The sequence below is a fragment of the Brucella haematophila genome (assembly GCF_005938105.1).
In the GTDB taxonomy this organism is placed as follows: Bacteria; Pseudomonadota; Alphaproteobacteria; order Rhizobiales; family Rhizobiaceae; genus Brucella; species Brucella haematophila.
On sequence record NZ_VCPE01000016.1, the window covers coordinates 57440 to 71013 of the forward strand.

The following is a 13574-nucleotide window of genomic DNA, read 5'->3' on the forward strand; positions in this document are numbered from 1 at the left end:
GTTGATCGACTGCGGCCTCGATTGGCGCGCCGATCCTCGTACTCTACGAATCGCCTGCCGCTTAGAAACTGAAAAAGATTGCAGATGGCACATCCGGTTCAGCAATCACGGCACCAAAGAGGTATAGAAGTGCAGCGGCGGCGACAAGCCCGTCAACGCGATCAAGTACCCCGCCATGACCCGGCAGAAGACGCCCCGAATCCTTGGCGCCAAACTGGCGCTTCACCCATGATTCAGCCAGATCGCCGATTTGGGAAACGACGGAAAGCAAAAGAGCCAGAAGCGGGACGATCAGACTGCCCGGTGTTGCCACCAGTGATGCGACCAGAATGCCGCCTGCAACAGCCGCTGCCGCACCGCCAATGGCGCCAGACCAAGTCTTGTTGGGGGAAAAACGCGGTGCCAGCTTCGGCCCACCCAAGGCGCGTCCGTTGAAATAGGCTGCAATGTCCGTAGACCACACGACGGCAAACAAAAAGACAATGGCCGTGAAGCCAAAAGGCTCATCGCCACGCAACAGTGAGAGCGATATCGCCGAAAACCCGGCGTAGAAAAGCCCGGTTGCAGGCCAGGCCCGACCGGTTTTCCACTGGGAGGCGAGAAGAATCAGTGTTCCTAGCAGAAGCGTACCGATAGTCAGCAACGCGCTGCGATCCAGAATAAGAAGAACGCTTGTCAGAAGCAGCCACGCCCAGCCGAACATCCTGGAAAAAGAGGTTTGACGCGGGGCGCTCAGTGCTGTCCATTCGTAGAACATCGCCAGGCCGATAGCGATTGCGAAAAGCGTGAAACCCAACCCGCCTACCCAGGTCAGCCATAAGGCCGCTGCGCCGAGCACGATGGCGGTGAGAATACGGGTTTGCAGATTGGACATTGAGACCTTTCGGCTTGCGCTGCGTCAGGGCATGCGATGCGATGGAACACGGCAATAGGGAAGCATGGCAGCGAAACGATCCGTCATGACATCTATTGCCCGATAGCCCGGCTACCCTCTTCGCAATCTTCGAGGCTGGTTTCAAGATTGCTCCGCGCCTCGACGCCACCAAAGCGACGTTCGCGCTGGCGGAACACTTCATAGGCGGCATCAAGATCGGCTGGGCGGAAATCCGGCCAGTGCGCTGGCATAAACAGGAACTCCGCATAGGCAGCCTGCCAAAGCAGAAAATTCGACAGACGCATCTCGCCGCTGGTGCGGATGATGAGGTCTGGATCGGGCATGGATGCAGTATCGAGATTGGCCGAGATCAGCTCGGCAGAAATCGACGACGGGTCCAGAAGACCGGCAGCGACATCGCGCGCCAGGCTCTTGACCGCGCGGACGATTTCGTCGCGTGAACCGTAATTGAAGGCAATCACCAGATTGAGGCCGGTATTGCGGCGGGTCAGGGATTCCGCCTCGGTGAGCAGCCCGCGAATATCGTCGGTCAGCCCTTCCCGCTCGCCAATAATGCTGACCTTCACATTGTTACGATGAAGATCTGCAAGGTCGCGGCGGATAAACAGCTTGAGCAGACCAAGCAGGTCATTGACCTCACCGCTCGGCCGCGACCAGTTTTCGGAAGAAAACGCAAAAAGCGTGAGATAGCCAAGACCGCGATCACCCGCCGCCCGCACCGTCTCGCGCAAGGCTTCAACACCGGCACGATGCCCGGCACTGCGTGGCAAGCCACGCGCCTTCGCCCAACGGCCATTGCCATCCATAATAATGGCGATGTGGCGCGGATCGGACATTCCTGGCTCTCCCTTTACGATAATCACGCAGGTCCTAGACCTGCATGATTTCGCCTTCCTTGACGGCAACAACCTTATCCATTTCAGCAATGGTGTCGTCGGTCAGCTTCTGCACCTTTTCGGACAGAACGCGGCTGTCATCCTGACTGATGTCGCCGTCCTTCTCCAGCTTTTTCAGCGTGTCCATGCCATCGCGGCGGACATGGCGAGCTGCGATGCGGCCCTGTTCGGCATATTGATGGGCGATCTTGACCAGTTCCTTGCGGCGCTGTTCGTTCAGCTCCGGCAACGGAATACGCAGCGTCATGCCGTCTGTGATCGGGTTAAGACCCAGACCGGAATCACGGATAGCGCGTTCGACAGCGCCAACCATGCTCTTGTCCCAGACGGAAACCGAAAGCATGCGCGATTCAGGAACAGTGATATTGGCAACCTGATTGATCGGCATCGTTGCGCCATAGGCTTCGATGGTGATCGGCTCAAGCAGGCTTGCGGAAGCACGGCCGGTGCGAAGACCGTTCAGATCGTGCTTCAAAGAATTGACTGCGCCTTCCATGCGGCGTTTCAGGTCGTTGATGTCAAAAGCATCACTCATGCATATTCTCCTTCGATACGCAGCAAGACATGTGAACGATCATCGTTGATCAATTATCGGAAACGATCGTGCAGCGTCCCTTGCCTTGCAGAATTTCGGCCAAGCCGCCGTTTTCATGGATGGAATAGACTATTATCGGAATGTTGTTCTCACGCGCAAGGGCAACAGCCGCCGTATCCATGACAGCCAGGCCGCGATCGAGAACTTCCTTGTGGGTGAGCGTGTCGAAACGCGTCGCGGTCGGGTCCTTTTTCGGATCAGCTGAATAGATGCCGTCAACCTGCGTGCCCTTCAACAGCGCATCCGCTTCGATTTCCGCCGCGCGCAGCGCAGCAGCAGAGTCGGTCGTGAAGAACGGATTGCCCGTGCCGCCTGCGAAAATCACTACTTTGCCCTCGTCCATATAGGCCGTAGCCTGACGCTGCGAGAAGCTCTCGCAGATTTCAGGCATTGCTATGGCGGAGAGAACAACGGCATCAACGCCGATCTTGTGCAGCGAGGTGCGCAGCGCCAGCGAATTAATCACCGTCGCCAGCATGCCCATATGGTCGCCGGTCACGCGGTCGCCGCCCTTAGACGCCACCGCTACACCGCGAAAAATATTACCGCCGCCGATCACCACGCCGACTTCGATGCCCAGCAGACGCGCCTGCTTGATATCGTTGGCGATCCGGTCTGCGACGGAAACATCGATGCCGAAACCCTGACTGCCCATCAATGCCTCGCCCGAGGCTTTCAAAAGGACGCGCTTGTAGGCGGGCTTGCCGGACATGGAATGCTCTCCGCTGATCGAAATAAAGGATTGTGTTGGGTTCCGATACACGAAGGGCACCGCGTTGTCACGCGATGCCCTTCGTAATCAAAAGCCTTTTCAGGCTAAAGCCTGTTCTGAAAGCAGAAAGTCGCTTTCAAAGGAAGAAAGAGCTGATTAGCCCTTGGCAGCAGCAGCGACTTCAGCAGCGAAATCGCTTTCTTCCTTTTCGATGCCTTCGCCGAGAGCGACGCGGGCAAAGCCGACGATCTTGGCCGGAGCGCCGATGGTCTTTTCAGCTTCCTTGAGGGCAGCTGCAACCGTCAGGTCCGGGTTGATGACGAAAGCCTGCGAAAGAAGAACAACTTCTTCGTAGAACTTGCGCATACGGCCTTCGATCATCTTTTCGATGATGTTGTCCGGCTTGCCGGATTCACGAGCCTGCTCAATGAAGATCGACTTTTCGCGTTCAGCAGCAGCCGGATCAACGTCTTCAGCGGTCAGCGCGAGCGGGTTGATAGCAGCAACGTGCATGGCAACCTGACGGCCGAATGCGTTTGCAGCTTCTGCATCGCCAGCGGTTTCGATAGCTACCAGAACGCCGAGCTTGCCGAGACCGTCAGCAACGCCGTTGTGGATGTAGGTTGCAACGGTACCCTGCGAAACGCTGAGGGCAGCCGAACGACGGAAGCTGATGTTTTCGCCGATGGTTGCAACTGCGTCCTTGGCAGTTTCGGTGACGGACTTGCCGTCAACATTGGCGTTGGCCACAGCTTCGGTCGAACCGTCGGTAGCCAGGGCAGCCTGAGCGATCTTGCGAACCAGATCCTGGAAAGCGTCGTTGCGGGCAACGAAGTCGGTTTCGGAGTTGACTTCAACGACAACAGCCTTGTTGCCGGAAGATGCAACGCCAACCAGACCTTCAGCAGCCGTACGGCCAGCCTTCTTGTCAGCCTTTGCAATGCCCTTGGCGCGCAGCCAATCGACAGCAGCTTCGACGTCGCCATTGGTTTCTGCAAGAGCAGCCTTGCAGTCCATCATGCCAGCGCCGGTCAGTTCGCGGAGTTCTTTAACCTGAGATGCGGAAATGCTCATTGTGTCGCCTTTCACGAAAGCGAAGGCACACCGAATGGGTGTGCCAACTTTGAACCGGCGCTATTTTGACGTAGCGTGTTTTTGCCCGAAAACCGTCAAACGTGCTTCGGAATCACGCCCTTGCGCCGGAATGAAACGAGATTATCCATCCGCCTCTATCAGAGATATGACGGATGGATGAAATCATGCGCTGATTAAGCGCCTTCAGCCGGAGCTTCGAGAGCTGGCTCAACCGGAGCTTCAGCCTGCGCACCGATATCGATGCCCATTGCGCCCTGCTGGCGAGCAATACCGTCGAGAGCAGCGCGTGCAATCAGATCGCAATAGAGCGAGATAGCGCGTGCAGCGTCGTCGTTGCCCGGGATCGGGTAGTCGATCTGGTCTGGATCGCAGTTCGAATCGATCACAGCAACAACCGGAATGCCAAGACGCTTGGCTTCCTGGATAGCAATTGCTTCCTTGTTGGTGTCGATGATGAAGATCAGGTCAGGAACCGAACCCATGTCCTTGATACCGCCGAGTGCGCGGTCAAGCTTTTCACGCTCACGCTGAAGGTTCAGAAGTTCCTTCTTGGTGAAGCCCTGGCCTTCGCCGGCCAGAAGTTCGTCGAGCTTGCGCAGACGCTGGATCGAGTTGGAGATCGTCTTCCAGTTGGTCATCATGCCGCCGAGCCAGCGGGCGTTGACATAGTACTGAGCCGAACGGTTTGCTGCATCGGCAATGATGTCCGAAGCCTGACGCTTCGTGCCGACGAACAGAACGCGACCGCCGCGAGCAACGGTGTCCGAAACGATCTTCAGCGCATTGTGCAGCAGAGGAACGGTCTGGGACAGGTCCATGATGTGGATGTTGTTACGAGCGCCATAGATGAAAGGCGCCATCTTCGGGTTCCAGCGGTGGGTCTGGTGGCCGAAGTGAACACCAGCTTCCAGAAGCTGGCGCATGCTGAAATCAGGCAATGCCATCTTTATTTTCCTTTTCCGGTTTAACCTCCACGGGCTGAGGCGATTGCTCGCCACCGGAGGTTCTTGCCGGATTTCTCCCGACAAAAGCCCAATCCCGTGTGTGGAATAGGCGCGCTGTTAACTGATCGCGCCATGAATTGCAAGACGTTTGGCCAATATACCTCAATCCGTCCGCAGGATGAAAGCGTTTCAACGCCCGCGACCGGATTATGGACTCATACAAGCCCCCCAAGGATTAAATTCTACTCGATCGAAACACCAAGCAAAGATAACAGCAATGCAAATAATATCTTTTTCATATAAAAATCCATTAAAGTAATAAAAAAGCTACAATGCTGAACATTGTAGCCTCAATATAAATATATGTCACTTTACATTTACTATTTGCAGCTGGCCTTCTGATCAGCCTTGTTAAACACATCCAGCTTTACCAGTTTACCGCGCATGGCGAAGTCACCATAATCCATGGTGAGGTCGCGGGTTATGCCGTTGCGGTAAAGTTTGAAGTTGATGCGGTAGATTGGCAGTCCGTCCTGCTTTTCCTTGTCATCGAAATAAGCAATCGTCACTGGCCAGACTGGATCCTTGGAAAACTGACCCATGAACTTGGTTTCGTCGTCGGTTGGATTCTGTCCCTTCCCGACGACAACCGTGGTCGCGACCACGCGGTCGGCATCTTCAGACGCATCAAACAGCGAAGTCTGATAAAACTTCTCGCCTGCTTCCGCCTTGCCGATCAGCTCTTCCATATGTTGGGTCGGAAACTGCGTTGCGCGCAGATCGATCTTGTTTTCCTTCGGCTTTGAAAGTTCCACAACCGTCTTGCCGCCCTCAAGCTTGGCATCGCCGCGCACTTCCTTGACGAGATCCTTGTCAACGAAGGTTTTGTTGACGAAGCGGAAGGTCTTGCCGTCGTTGCCTTCAAACGTTGTGGTCTGCTGATCGGTCACGCGCTGCGGCTGTTCTTCCATGTCGATCCGGGTCACGAAACGGAAATTGGTCGTATAGCCTTCGCAGGCCGATCCGTTGAACTCGTAAACCATGCGCCCGGTCAGACCACTGATCCCGGACTTTTCATCGGCACGGTCCAGTGTCAGATCGTAAACGGCGCGGTGCGGCACCAGCGTTACAGTCGAAGCCGCTTGGGCCACGCCCGCAAGTCCAGCCCACACACAGGCAGCGGTTCCACTTGCAGCTACAGCAACCTTAAAACCCGGCTTCAAAAAACGCATACATGAATCTCCCGATGAGTTGACAAGCATGATAAAAAAACTCGTGGCGGAAGCGAGGCAAAAAACGCACCCTTCCCAAAAGCTTCACCGATTCTGCCTATAGGTTGACGGAGAAGTCCCTTTGCAAGCAAGGATTAATGCAATGACCGACACGATCGAGAGCCGCCTGAAAAATCTGGGTATATCCCTGCCGGTAGCGGCTGCACCTGCCGCAAACTACGTCCCCTTTGCTGAAACAGGCTCGCTTTTGCTCACTTCGGGCCAGTTGCCGCTGGAAAATGGCAAACTTGTGCACACTGGCCAGGTTGGCGACAAATTGACGGTTGCCCATGGGCAGGTCGCAGCGCGCGCCTGCGCCGTGAATATTCTGGCACAGGCCAAGGCTGCACTCGGCGATCTTGAGAAGATCAAGCGTATCGTGAAGATCACCGTTTTCGTGTCGTCGACAGCCGATTTTGTTGAACAGCATCTCGTCGCCAATGGCGCGTCTGACCTGCTCGTCGCCGTTCTGGGCGATGCAGGCAAACATGCGCGTTCGGCTGTCGGCGTCGCCAGCCTGCCGCTCAACGCACCGGTTGAAGTCGAAGCGATTATCGAGGTTGCATAATGTCCTCCATCGAATGGCTCGCAAAGCGCCCAATAGCGCACCGCGGATTGCATGATCTGAACAAGACCCGTTGGGAAAACACGCTGGCAGCCTTTGAAGCTGCCGCCAAGGCTGGCTTTGCCATCGAATGCGACGTGCATTTGACGAAAGACGGCGGCGTGGTCGTTTTCCATGATGACGACCTGCAACGCCTTGCAGGGCGCGAGGGCCGTATCAGCGATCTGACGCTGGCTGAAGCAACCGCGCTTCATGTCGGCGGCACTGATGAGCATGTCCCGACGCTTCGCCAGATGCTTGATCTGGTCGATGGTCGGGTTCCACTGGTGATCGAGCTGAAAGGCATCGAAGGTCGTGACGACGGGCTGGTCGCGGCCGTTGCGCGTGAACTCGCCGGATACAAGGGCGAAGCCGCCATCATGTCGTTCGACCATCACCTGATCCGCCGCTTTGCAAGCGACGCGCCGGGCATTCCGGGCGGGCTGACTGCGGAAGGCACCCGTGCGCAGGATTTCGAAGCGCATTTTTCCATGCTCGCGCATGGCATTTCCTTCGTATCCTATAATGTGCACCATCTGCCGAACCCGTTCGTCACCTTCGTGCGGGAAAAGCTGCATATGCCGGTCATCAGCTGGACCGTCCGTGACCGCGAGATGCAAAAGCACAGCGAACTCAATGTCGAACAGATAACGTTCGAAGGGTTCGATCCGCGCGCATTGGTCGCCTGACAGCAAAGGATTTGCGGTGAACGACGAAGATCCGCACAGTGAAGAAAGCTTCGTTCTTCGCATCGTTGAAAATATCAGCGAATTTACGGAAGACGAGTGGAGCAATCTTGCCGGGGCCTCCCGGCAGGATGCGACCTATAATCCTTTTACGACCCGCGCTTTCCTGTCCGCTCTGGAAGAGTCGGGTTCCGTTTCTCGAAAGGCAGGTTGGCTGCCGCGCCATTTGCGCCTGGAAAACAATCGCGGCGAATTGTTCGGTGTCGTACCGAATTATCTCAAGGGACACAGCCAGGGCGAATATGTGTTCGACCATGGCTGGGCGGATGCATTTGAGCGCGCGGGCGGGCGTTACTACCCGAAATTTCAGGCGGCAATCCCTTTCACCCCGGCAACCGGGCCGCGCCTGCTTAACCACATCGCCTATGACGGCGAAGCTGTGCGACTGGCACTGGCAGGCGGTTTACGCGAGCTGACGGATCAGGCAGGCGTATCCTCCGCACACGTAACCTTTGCCCTGCCCGATGAAATAACAGCGCTTGAACGCGCAGGCTTCCTCCATCGAACAGACCAGCAGTTTCATTTTATAAACAATGGCTTTGCCAATTATGATGACTTCCTGAGTGAGCTTGTTTCGCGCAAACGCAAAGCGCTGAAAAAGGAACGTCGCGAGGCGCTGTCCGACGGCATTGAAATTGAGTGGCTGACCGGCAGCGACCTGACGGAAGCGGTCTGGGAGGATTTCTTTGCGTTCTACATGGACACAGGCAGCCGCAAATGGGGCCGCCCCTATCTCAACCGCAAGTTCTATTCGCTGATCGGCCAGAATATGGCCGAGGATATTCTGCTGGTCATGGCGAAACGTGCCGGGCGCTATATCGCAGGCGCGATCAATTTCATTGGCGGCGACAGGCTGTTCGGCAGGCACTGGGGCTGTATCGAAGATCACCCCTTCCTGCATTTCGAGGTCTGCTATCATCAGGCCATCGATTTCGCCATTGAGCGCAAGTTGCGCGTGGTGGAAGCAGGCGCGCAGGGCGAACACAAGCTCGCGCGCGGCTATGTGCCTGTTACCACCCATTCCGCGCATTATATCGTCAATGAGAGTTTCCGGGATGCCGTGAGCGACTATCTCGATCGGGAACGGCGCGAGGTTGCGCAAATCCACGAGGCGCTGGAGGAACATACACCCTATCGCCACGAAGACTGATCCAACGAAGCTTGCCTAAATGCGCTCCATGCGGTCAGATTTGGCAAATTCCAGCATTGGAGAGAATCGCATGTCTGCCACCTACGACGACAACAACATCTTCGCAAAAATCCTGCGCGGTGAAATTCCATCCACGCGCGTCTACGAAACCGACGATGTCGTCGCCTTCATGGATGTCATGCCGCAGGGCACGGGCCACACGCTGGTCGTGCCGAAAGCACCCTCGCGCAACCTGCTCGACGCCAAGCCCGAGACACTGGCTGTTGTCATCGAAACCGTGCAGAAAATGGCACAGGCCGTGAAGAAGGCTTTCAATGCCGATGGCGTCACCGTCATGCAGTTTAACGAACCGGCTTCCGGCCAGACCGTCTACCATCTGCATTTCCATGTCATTCCGCGTTTTGAGGGCGTCGCTCTCAAGCCGCATACCGGCCAGATGGAAGACCCCGCCGTTCTTTCAGCAAATGCTGAGAAAATTCGCGCAGCGCTCTGATAAGACTCTTTTTTAAAGCGTGAGCAACCCGGTAACCAGCAGGATTTCCGCGACCGCGATGCCGACGAGCAAACGCTTGCCGGCCATCAGATAAGCGGCGAATCCTGCGCCGGCTGCTCCAACCCGCAGCCAGATCGGCGAATCAGCGAGAGCGCCGTTCGGATAAAGAATAAGCTGCGCAATCACGCCTGCGACCAGCGCCGTTGCGATGCACCGCACCAGCACGAGAAGCTCGGAATCCTCACGCACCCGTCCGCCAACGATCACGCCCATGACGCGAAAGATATAGGTTGGCAGCGATCCCGCCAGTATGATGAAGACGAATGGCCACCACCAGCTGTCGAAACTGTTCCAGTTCATAGCGCCTCCTCCTTCGCCAAGCTACGCTTCCGGTGGAAGCCAAAGGCGATCAGGCCGCCAACAATACCGGTGCAGAGCAAGTCATATCCCGACATAAACAGGTGAAAGACCGGAAAAAGCAGCAGGCCGGACGCCATGGCGACCTGCCCTGCCCGTTCGCGTGCCGACCGCCAGAGCGAGGTTAGAAAATACATCGGCGTGAGCAGGAAAAGTGCAGCAAACACAACCGGCGGGAACGAAGACGACAGCATATAGACAATCGCCACCACCAGCGCATTGGTGCCCACCAGAACCGAGCCGATCCCGGCAAAATAGCTGGTGCGCATGTCGCGCGGGATGTTGCGCAACTCCTCCATCGCCATGACCCAAGCCGTGACCGCCACGAAATGGCACAGCGCCGCCAGTGTCAGCTTGCGCGTTTTCGGTCCTTTGAGTTCCGGCAGAAGCGCCACCACCATCGGCATAAGTCGTACCGACGACAGGCCGACGGCGAGCGCGGCTGCAGGCCATGTTGCGCCTGCACTGATGGCACCGATCAGTACGACCTTGGCCGGAAGCGCCCAGATGGTCAGCGTCATAAACACCGCCTGCCCGACCGAGATGCCGCTTTCAATGGCAAGTCCGGCAAAGCCGACAAACGAACTCATCAGCAATATGGCAGGAATGCTGAAAATGCGCCCACAACCGCGCAGGAACCAACGAAAATGCTGACCGCTATGCGCTGAAGTCAGGTCCTGTGGCGGAGGCTGATCGGGAAGTTGAGTCGCTGGCATGAAGTCACGTTAGAGCATTTCCAGCAAAAGTGCGAAGCATCTAAGCAGGGAAATCAGTCCACTGGACTGATTTTTGGTCCCGCTTCGATGCGTCGGATAATGCGCGAAAACAAACGGATAGAGCGGCTCATCTCAAACAAAAACGGCCCCTCCGAAGAGGGGCCGCCTTATCAGGCTTTACTTCTTGCGCGGTACTTTCGGTACCGATGACTTGGCAGCCGAAGCTTTCGGCGCCGCCTTGGCGGCTGGCTTCGGAGCTGGTTCGTCCTTACCGGCGAGAACCTTTTCCTTTTCAGCCTTCTTCGGCGCGGCCTTCCGACGAGGAGAAATCTTCTTCTCCGCCGGAATGTCCTTCTTCGGCTTCACAGGCTGCTCGGCAACCGATTCCAGTGACAGGTCGGTCTTGCCGTCTGCCTTGGTGATCACGTCGACGCGCACCGTGCCGCCATGCTTAAGCTTTCCGAACAGCACTTCATCGGCCAGCGGCTTCTTGATGTGCTCCTGAATGACACGTCCAAGTGGGCGTGCACCCATGCGCTCATCATAGCCCTTGTCGGCAAGCCATGCGATTGCGCCTTCAGTCAGTTCGAAGGTAACACCACGTTCGGCAAGCTGTGCTTCCAGTTGAAGAACGAACTTCTGCACGACCTGATGAATAACCGGAACCGGCAGCGGACCGAACGGAATGATCGCATCGAGACGGTTGCGGAACTCCGGCGTGAACAGCCGGTTGATCGCTTCCATATCGTCGCCTTCACGCCGCGTGGAGCCGAAGCCAATTGCCGCTCTGGCCATATCCGACGCACCGGCATTGGTGGTCATGATCAGGATCACGTTGCGGAAATCGATCTTCTTGCCGTTATGGTCAGTCAGCGAGCCATGATCCATGACCTGCAACAGAATGTTGTAGAGGTCCGGATGCGCCTTCTCGATTTCGTCGAGCAGCAGCACGCAATGCGGATGCTGATCGACGCCATCGGTCAGAAGACCGCCCTGGTCGAACCCGACATAGCCGGGAGGTGCACCGATCAGCCGCGAAACCGTATGGCGCTCCATATATTCCGACATGTCGAAACGCAGAAGCTCCACACCGAGCGAAGCAGCAAGCTGCTTGGCAACTTCCGTCTTACCGACGCCGGTTGGGCCGGAGAACAGATAGGAGCCGATTGGCTTGTCCGGTTCACGCAGACCCGCACGAGCCAGCTTGATCGAGGCCGACAGCGCTTCGATAGCCAGATCCTGACCATAGACGACACGTTTCAGTTCCGCATCGAGATGCGACAGGACCAGTTCGTCATCCTTCGAGACGGACTTCGGCGGAATACGGGCCATCGTCGCGATAGTCGCTTCGATTTCCTTTACGCCGATGGTCTTCTTGCGCTTGTTTTCCGGCAAAAGCATCTGGCTCGCACCGGTTTCGTCGATCACATCAATCGCCTTGTCGGGCAGCTTGCGATCCGAAATATAGCGCGCGGACAATTCCACCGCCGACTTGATGGCGTCGACCGTGTATTTGACCTTGTGGAAATCCTCGAAGTAAGGCTTCAGCCCCTTCATGATTTCAATCGCATCCGGGATCGACGGTTCATTGACGTCGATCTTCTGGAAACGACGCACAAGGGCGCGATCCTTCTCGAAGAACTGGCGATATTCCTTATAGGTCGTCGATCCGATGCAACGAATCGCGCCGGAAGAAAGCGCAGGCTTGAGAAGGTTCGATGCATCCATCGCACCGCCCGAAGTCGCACCGGCTCCGATGACCGTATGAATTTCGTCGATGAACAGAACCGCGCCCGGAAACTCTTCGAGTTCCTTCACGACCTGCTTCAGACGTTCTTCAAAGTCACCGCGATAGCGCGTTCCGGCCAGAAGCGTGCCCATGTCGAGCGAGAAAATCGTCGCGTCGGCGAGCGCTTCGGGAACCTGCCCCTCCACGATACGCTTTGCGAGACCCTCGGCAATGGCGGTCTTGCCGACGCCGGGATCGCCCACATAAAGCGGGTTGTTCTTCGAGCGGCGGCAAAGGACCTGAATCGTCCGGCTGATTTCGCTGTCGCGACCGATCAGCGGATCAATACGACCGGCTTTGGCTTTGTCATTGAGGTTGACGCAGTAAGCGGACAAGGCGTCCTGCTTCTTCTTCGGTCCCTCTTCCTGCTCCCCACCGGGGCGCTGCTCCTCGCTCGGGCTTTCGGCACCGCGCGGCGAACGGGTTTCGCCGCTCTGTGGACGCTTGGAAATGCCGTGCGAAATATAGTTCACGGCATCGTAGCGGGTCATCTGCTGTTCCTGAAGGAAGTAGGCAGCATGGCTTTCCCGTTCCGCGAAGATGGCGACGAGCACATTGGCGCCCGTGACTTCTTCGCGATTCGACGACTGGACGTGAATGACTGCGCGCTGGATTACGCGCTGGAAGGCGGCCGTCGGTTTGGAATCCTCGTCATAGCCGGTGACGAGATTATCCAGTTCGCGATCGATATAATCGGTAACGACGCGCTTGAGGTGGTCCAGATCGACGTTGCAGGCGCGCATCACTGCGCCCGCATCCTGATCGTCGATCAGGGCAAGCAAAAGATGTTCGAGCGTAGCATATTCGTGATGCCGCTCGTTTGCGATTGTCAGGGCTTGATGCAGTGCCCTTTCAAGGCTGGGAGAGAACGATGGCATATGACCTCACTTTTTCTCCATCACGCATTGCAGCGGATGCTGATTCTGGCGGGCAAAATCCATGACCTGGCTCACTTTGGTCTCGGCGACTTCGTATGTAAATACACCGCATTCGCCGACACCGTGATTGTGAACATGCAGCATGATGCGCGTGGCATCATCAAGGCTTTTTTGGAAAAAACGCTGCAGGACATGCACGACGAACTCCATAGGGGTGTAGTCGTCGTTTAGAAGCAGGACACGGTAGAGGCTGGGCTTCTTGGTTTTAGGCTGCGTGCGCGTGACCACAACGGTGCCGTTATCCGGCCCGTTCCCGCCATCGGTCTTGCTTTGCATGATTGTATTGAAATGCCTCATGAAACCTGTACCCAAA

General features: G+C 56.6%; 15 protein-coding genes. 4 read left to right on the top strand and 11 right to left on the bottom strand.

Going from position 1 to position 13574, the window contains the following annotated elements; all coding sequences use genetic code 11:
• Positions 1-61: 61 nt before the first annotated feature.
• From FGI60_RS20725 to eipB, 7 genes are all read right to left on the bottom strand, one after another.
• Positions 62-874 (bottom strand): phosphatidate cytidylyltransferase, encoded by an 813-nt coding sequence (locus FGI60_RS20725; protein ID WP_138786811.1) that lies wholly within the window; start codon positions 872-874, stop codon positions 62-64.
• Positions 875-966: 92 nt separating this feature from the next.
• Complete coding sequence (locus FGI60_RS20730) at positions 967-1731, bottom strand: isoprenyl transferase (RefSeq protein ID WP_138786812.1); 765 nt, start codon at positions 1729-1731, stop codon at positions 967-969.
• Between the two features lie 34 nt (positions 1732-1765).
• The gene (gene frr, locus FGI60_RS20735; RefSeq protein WP_078340836.1) at positions 1766-2326 is read right to left on the bottom strand and encodes a ribosome recycling factor; all 561 of its coding nucleotides are present in this window, start codon (positions 2324-2326) and stop codon (positions 1766-1768) included.
• 49 nt (positions 2327-2375) lie between these two features.
• Positions 2376-3098 carry a UMP kinase gene (gene pyrH / locus FGI60_RS20740; protein ID WP_078340835.1) on the bottom strand — a complete coding sequence of 241 codons (723 nt, stop codon included), beginning with the start codon at positions 3096-3098 and terminating at the stop codon, positions 2376-2378.
• A gap of 156 nt (positions 3099-3254) precedes the next feature.
• The gene (tsf, locus tag FGI60_RS20745) at positions 3255-4172 is read right to left on the bottom strand and encodes a translation elongation factor Ts (RefSeq protein WP_078340834.1); all 918 of its coding nucleotides are present in this window, start codon (positions 4170-4172) and stop codon (positions 3255-3257) included.
• Positions 4173-4366: 194 nt separating this feature from the next.
• The gene (rpsB, locus tag FGI60_RS20750) at positions 4367-5137 is read right to left on the bottom strand and encodes a 30S ribosomal protein S2 (protein ID WP_113533587.1); all 771 of its coding nucleotides are present in this window, start codon (positions 5135-5137) and stop codon (positions 4367-4369) included.
• 380 nt (positions 5138-5517) lie between these two features.
• On the bottom strand, positions 5518-6369 hold the full coding sequence (eipB, locus tag FGI60_RS20755; protein ID WP_138786813.1) for a cell envelope integrity protein EipB: 852 nt from the start codon (positions 6367-6369) through the stop codon (positions 5518-5520).
• A 142-nt stretch (positions 6370-6511) separates the two neighbouring features.
• Between eipB and FGI60_RS20760 the strand changes: the two genes are divergently transcribed.
• The 4 genes from FGI60_RS20760 to FGI60_RS20775 all read left to right on the top strand — a co-directional run bounded on the left by FGI60_RS20760 (position 6512) and on the right by FGI60_RS20775 (position 9401).
• Positions 6512-6976 carry a RidA family protein gene (locus tag FGI60_RS20760; protein ID WP_109369174.1) on the top strand — a complete coding sequence of 155 codons (465 nt, stop codon included), beginning with the start codon at positions 6512-6514 and terminating at the stop codon, positions 6974-6976.
• Entirely contained in the window at positions 6976-7701 is a 726-nt protein-coding gene (locus FGI60_RS20765) for a glycerophosphodiester phosphodiesterase (RefSeq protein WP_138786814.1), read from the top strand. The genes FGI60_RS20760 and FGI60_RS20765 overlap by 1 nt, the downstream gene beginning before the upstream one ends.
• A gap of 16 nt (positions 7702-7717) precedes the next feature.
• Positions 7718-8908 carry a GNAT family N-acetyltransferase gene (locus FGI60_RS20770; RefSeq protein ID WP_138786815.1) on the top strand — a complete coding sequence of 397 codons (1191 nt, stop codon included), beginning with the start codon at positions 7718-7720 and terminating at the stop codon, positions 8906-8908.
• A 70-nt stretch (positions 8909-8978) separates the two neighbouring features.
• Positions 8979-9401 carry an HIT family protein gene (locus FGI60_RS20775; RefSeq protein ID WP_138786816.1) on the top strand — a complete coding sequence of 141 codons (423 nt, stop codon included), beginning with the start codon at positions 8979-8981 and terminating at the stop codon, positions 9399-9401.
• Positions 9402-9413: 12 nt separating this feature from the next.
• Here the strand turns inward: FGI60_RS20775 and FGI60_RS20780 are convergent, their stop codons facing one another.
• The 4 genes from FGI60_RS20780 to clpS all read right to left on the bottom strand — a co-directional run bounded on the left by FGI60_RS20780 (position 9414) and on the right by clpS (position 13558).
• On the bottom strand, positions 9414-9761 hold the full coding sequence (locus FGI60_RS20780) for an AzlD domain-containing protein (protein ID WP_138786817.1): 348 nt from the start codon (positions 9759-9761) through the stop codon (positions 9414-9416).
• Entirely contained in the window at positions 9758-10534 is a 777-nt protein-coding gene (locus FGI60_RS20785) for an AzlC family ABC transporter permease (RefSeq protein ID WP_171058824.1), read from the bottom strand. The genes FGI60_RS20780 and FGI60_RS20785 overlap by 4 nt, the downstream gene beginning before the upstream one ends.
• A gap of 177 nt (positions 10535-10711) precedes the next feature.
• Positions 10712-13201 carry an ATP-dependent Clp protease ATP-binding subunit ClpA gene (clpA, locus tag FGI60_RS20790; RefSeq protein ID WP_138786818.1) on the bottom strand — a complete coding sequence of 830 codons (2490 nt, stop codon included), beginning with the start codon at positions 13199-13201 and terminating at the stop codon, positions 10712-10714.
• A 6-nt stretch (positions 13202-13207) separates the two neighbouring features.
• A complete protein-coding gene (gene clpS / locus FGI60_RS20795) occupies positions 13208-13558 on the bottom strand; it encodes an ATP-dependent Clp protease adapter ClpS (RefSeq protein WP_078340823.1) in 351 nt (116 codons plus the stop codon).
• Positions 13559-13574 lie beyond the last annotated feature (16 nt).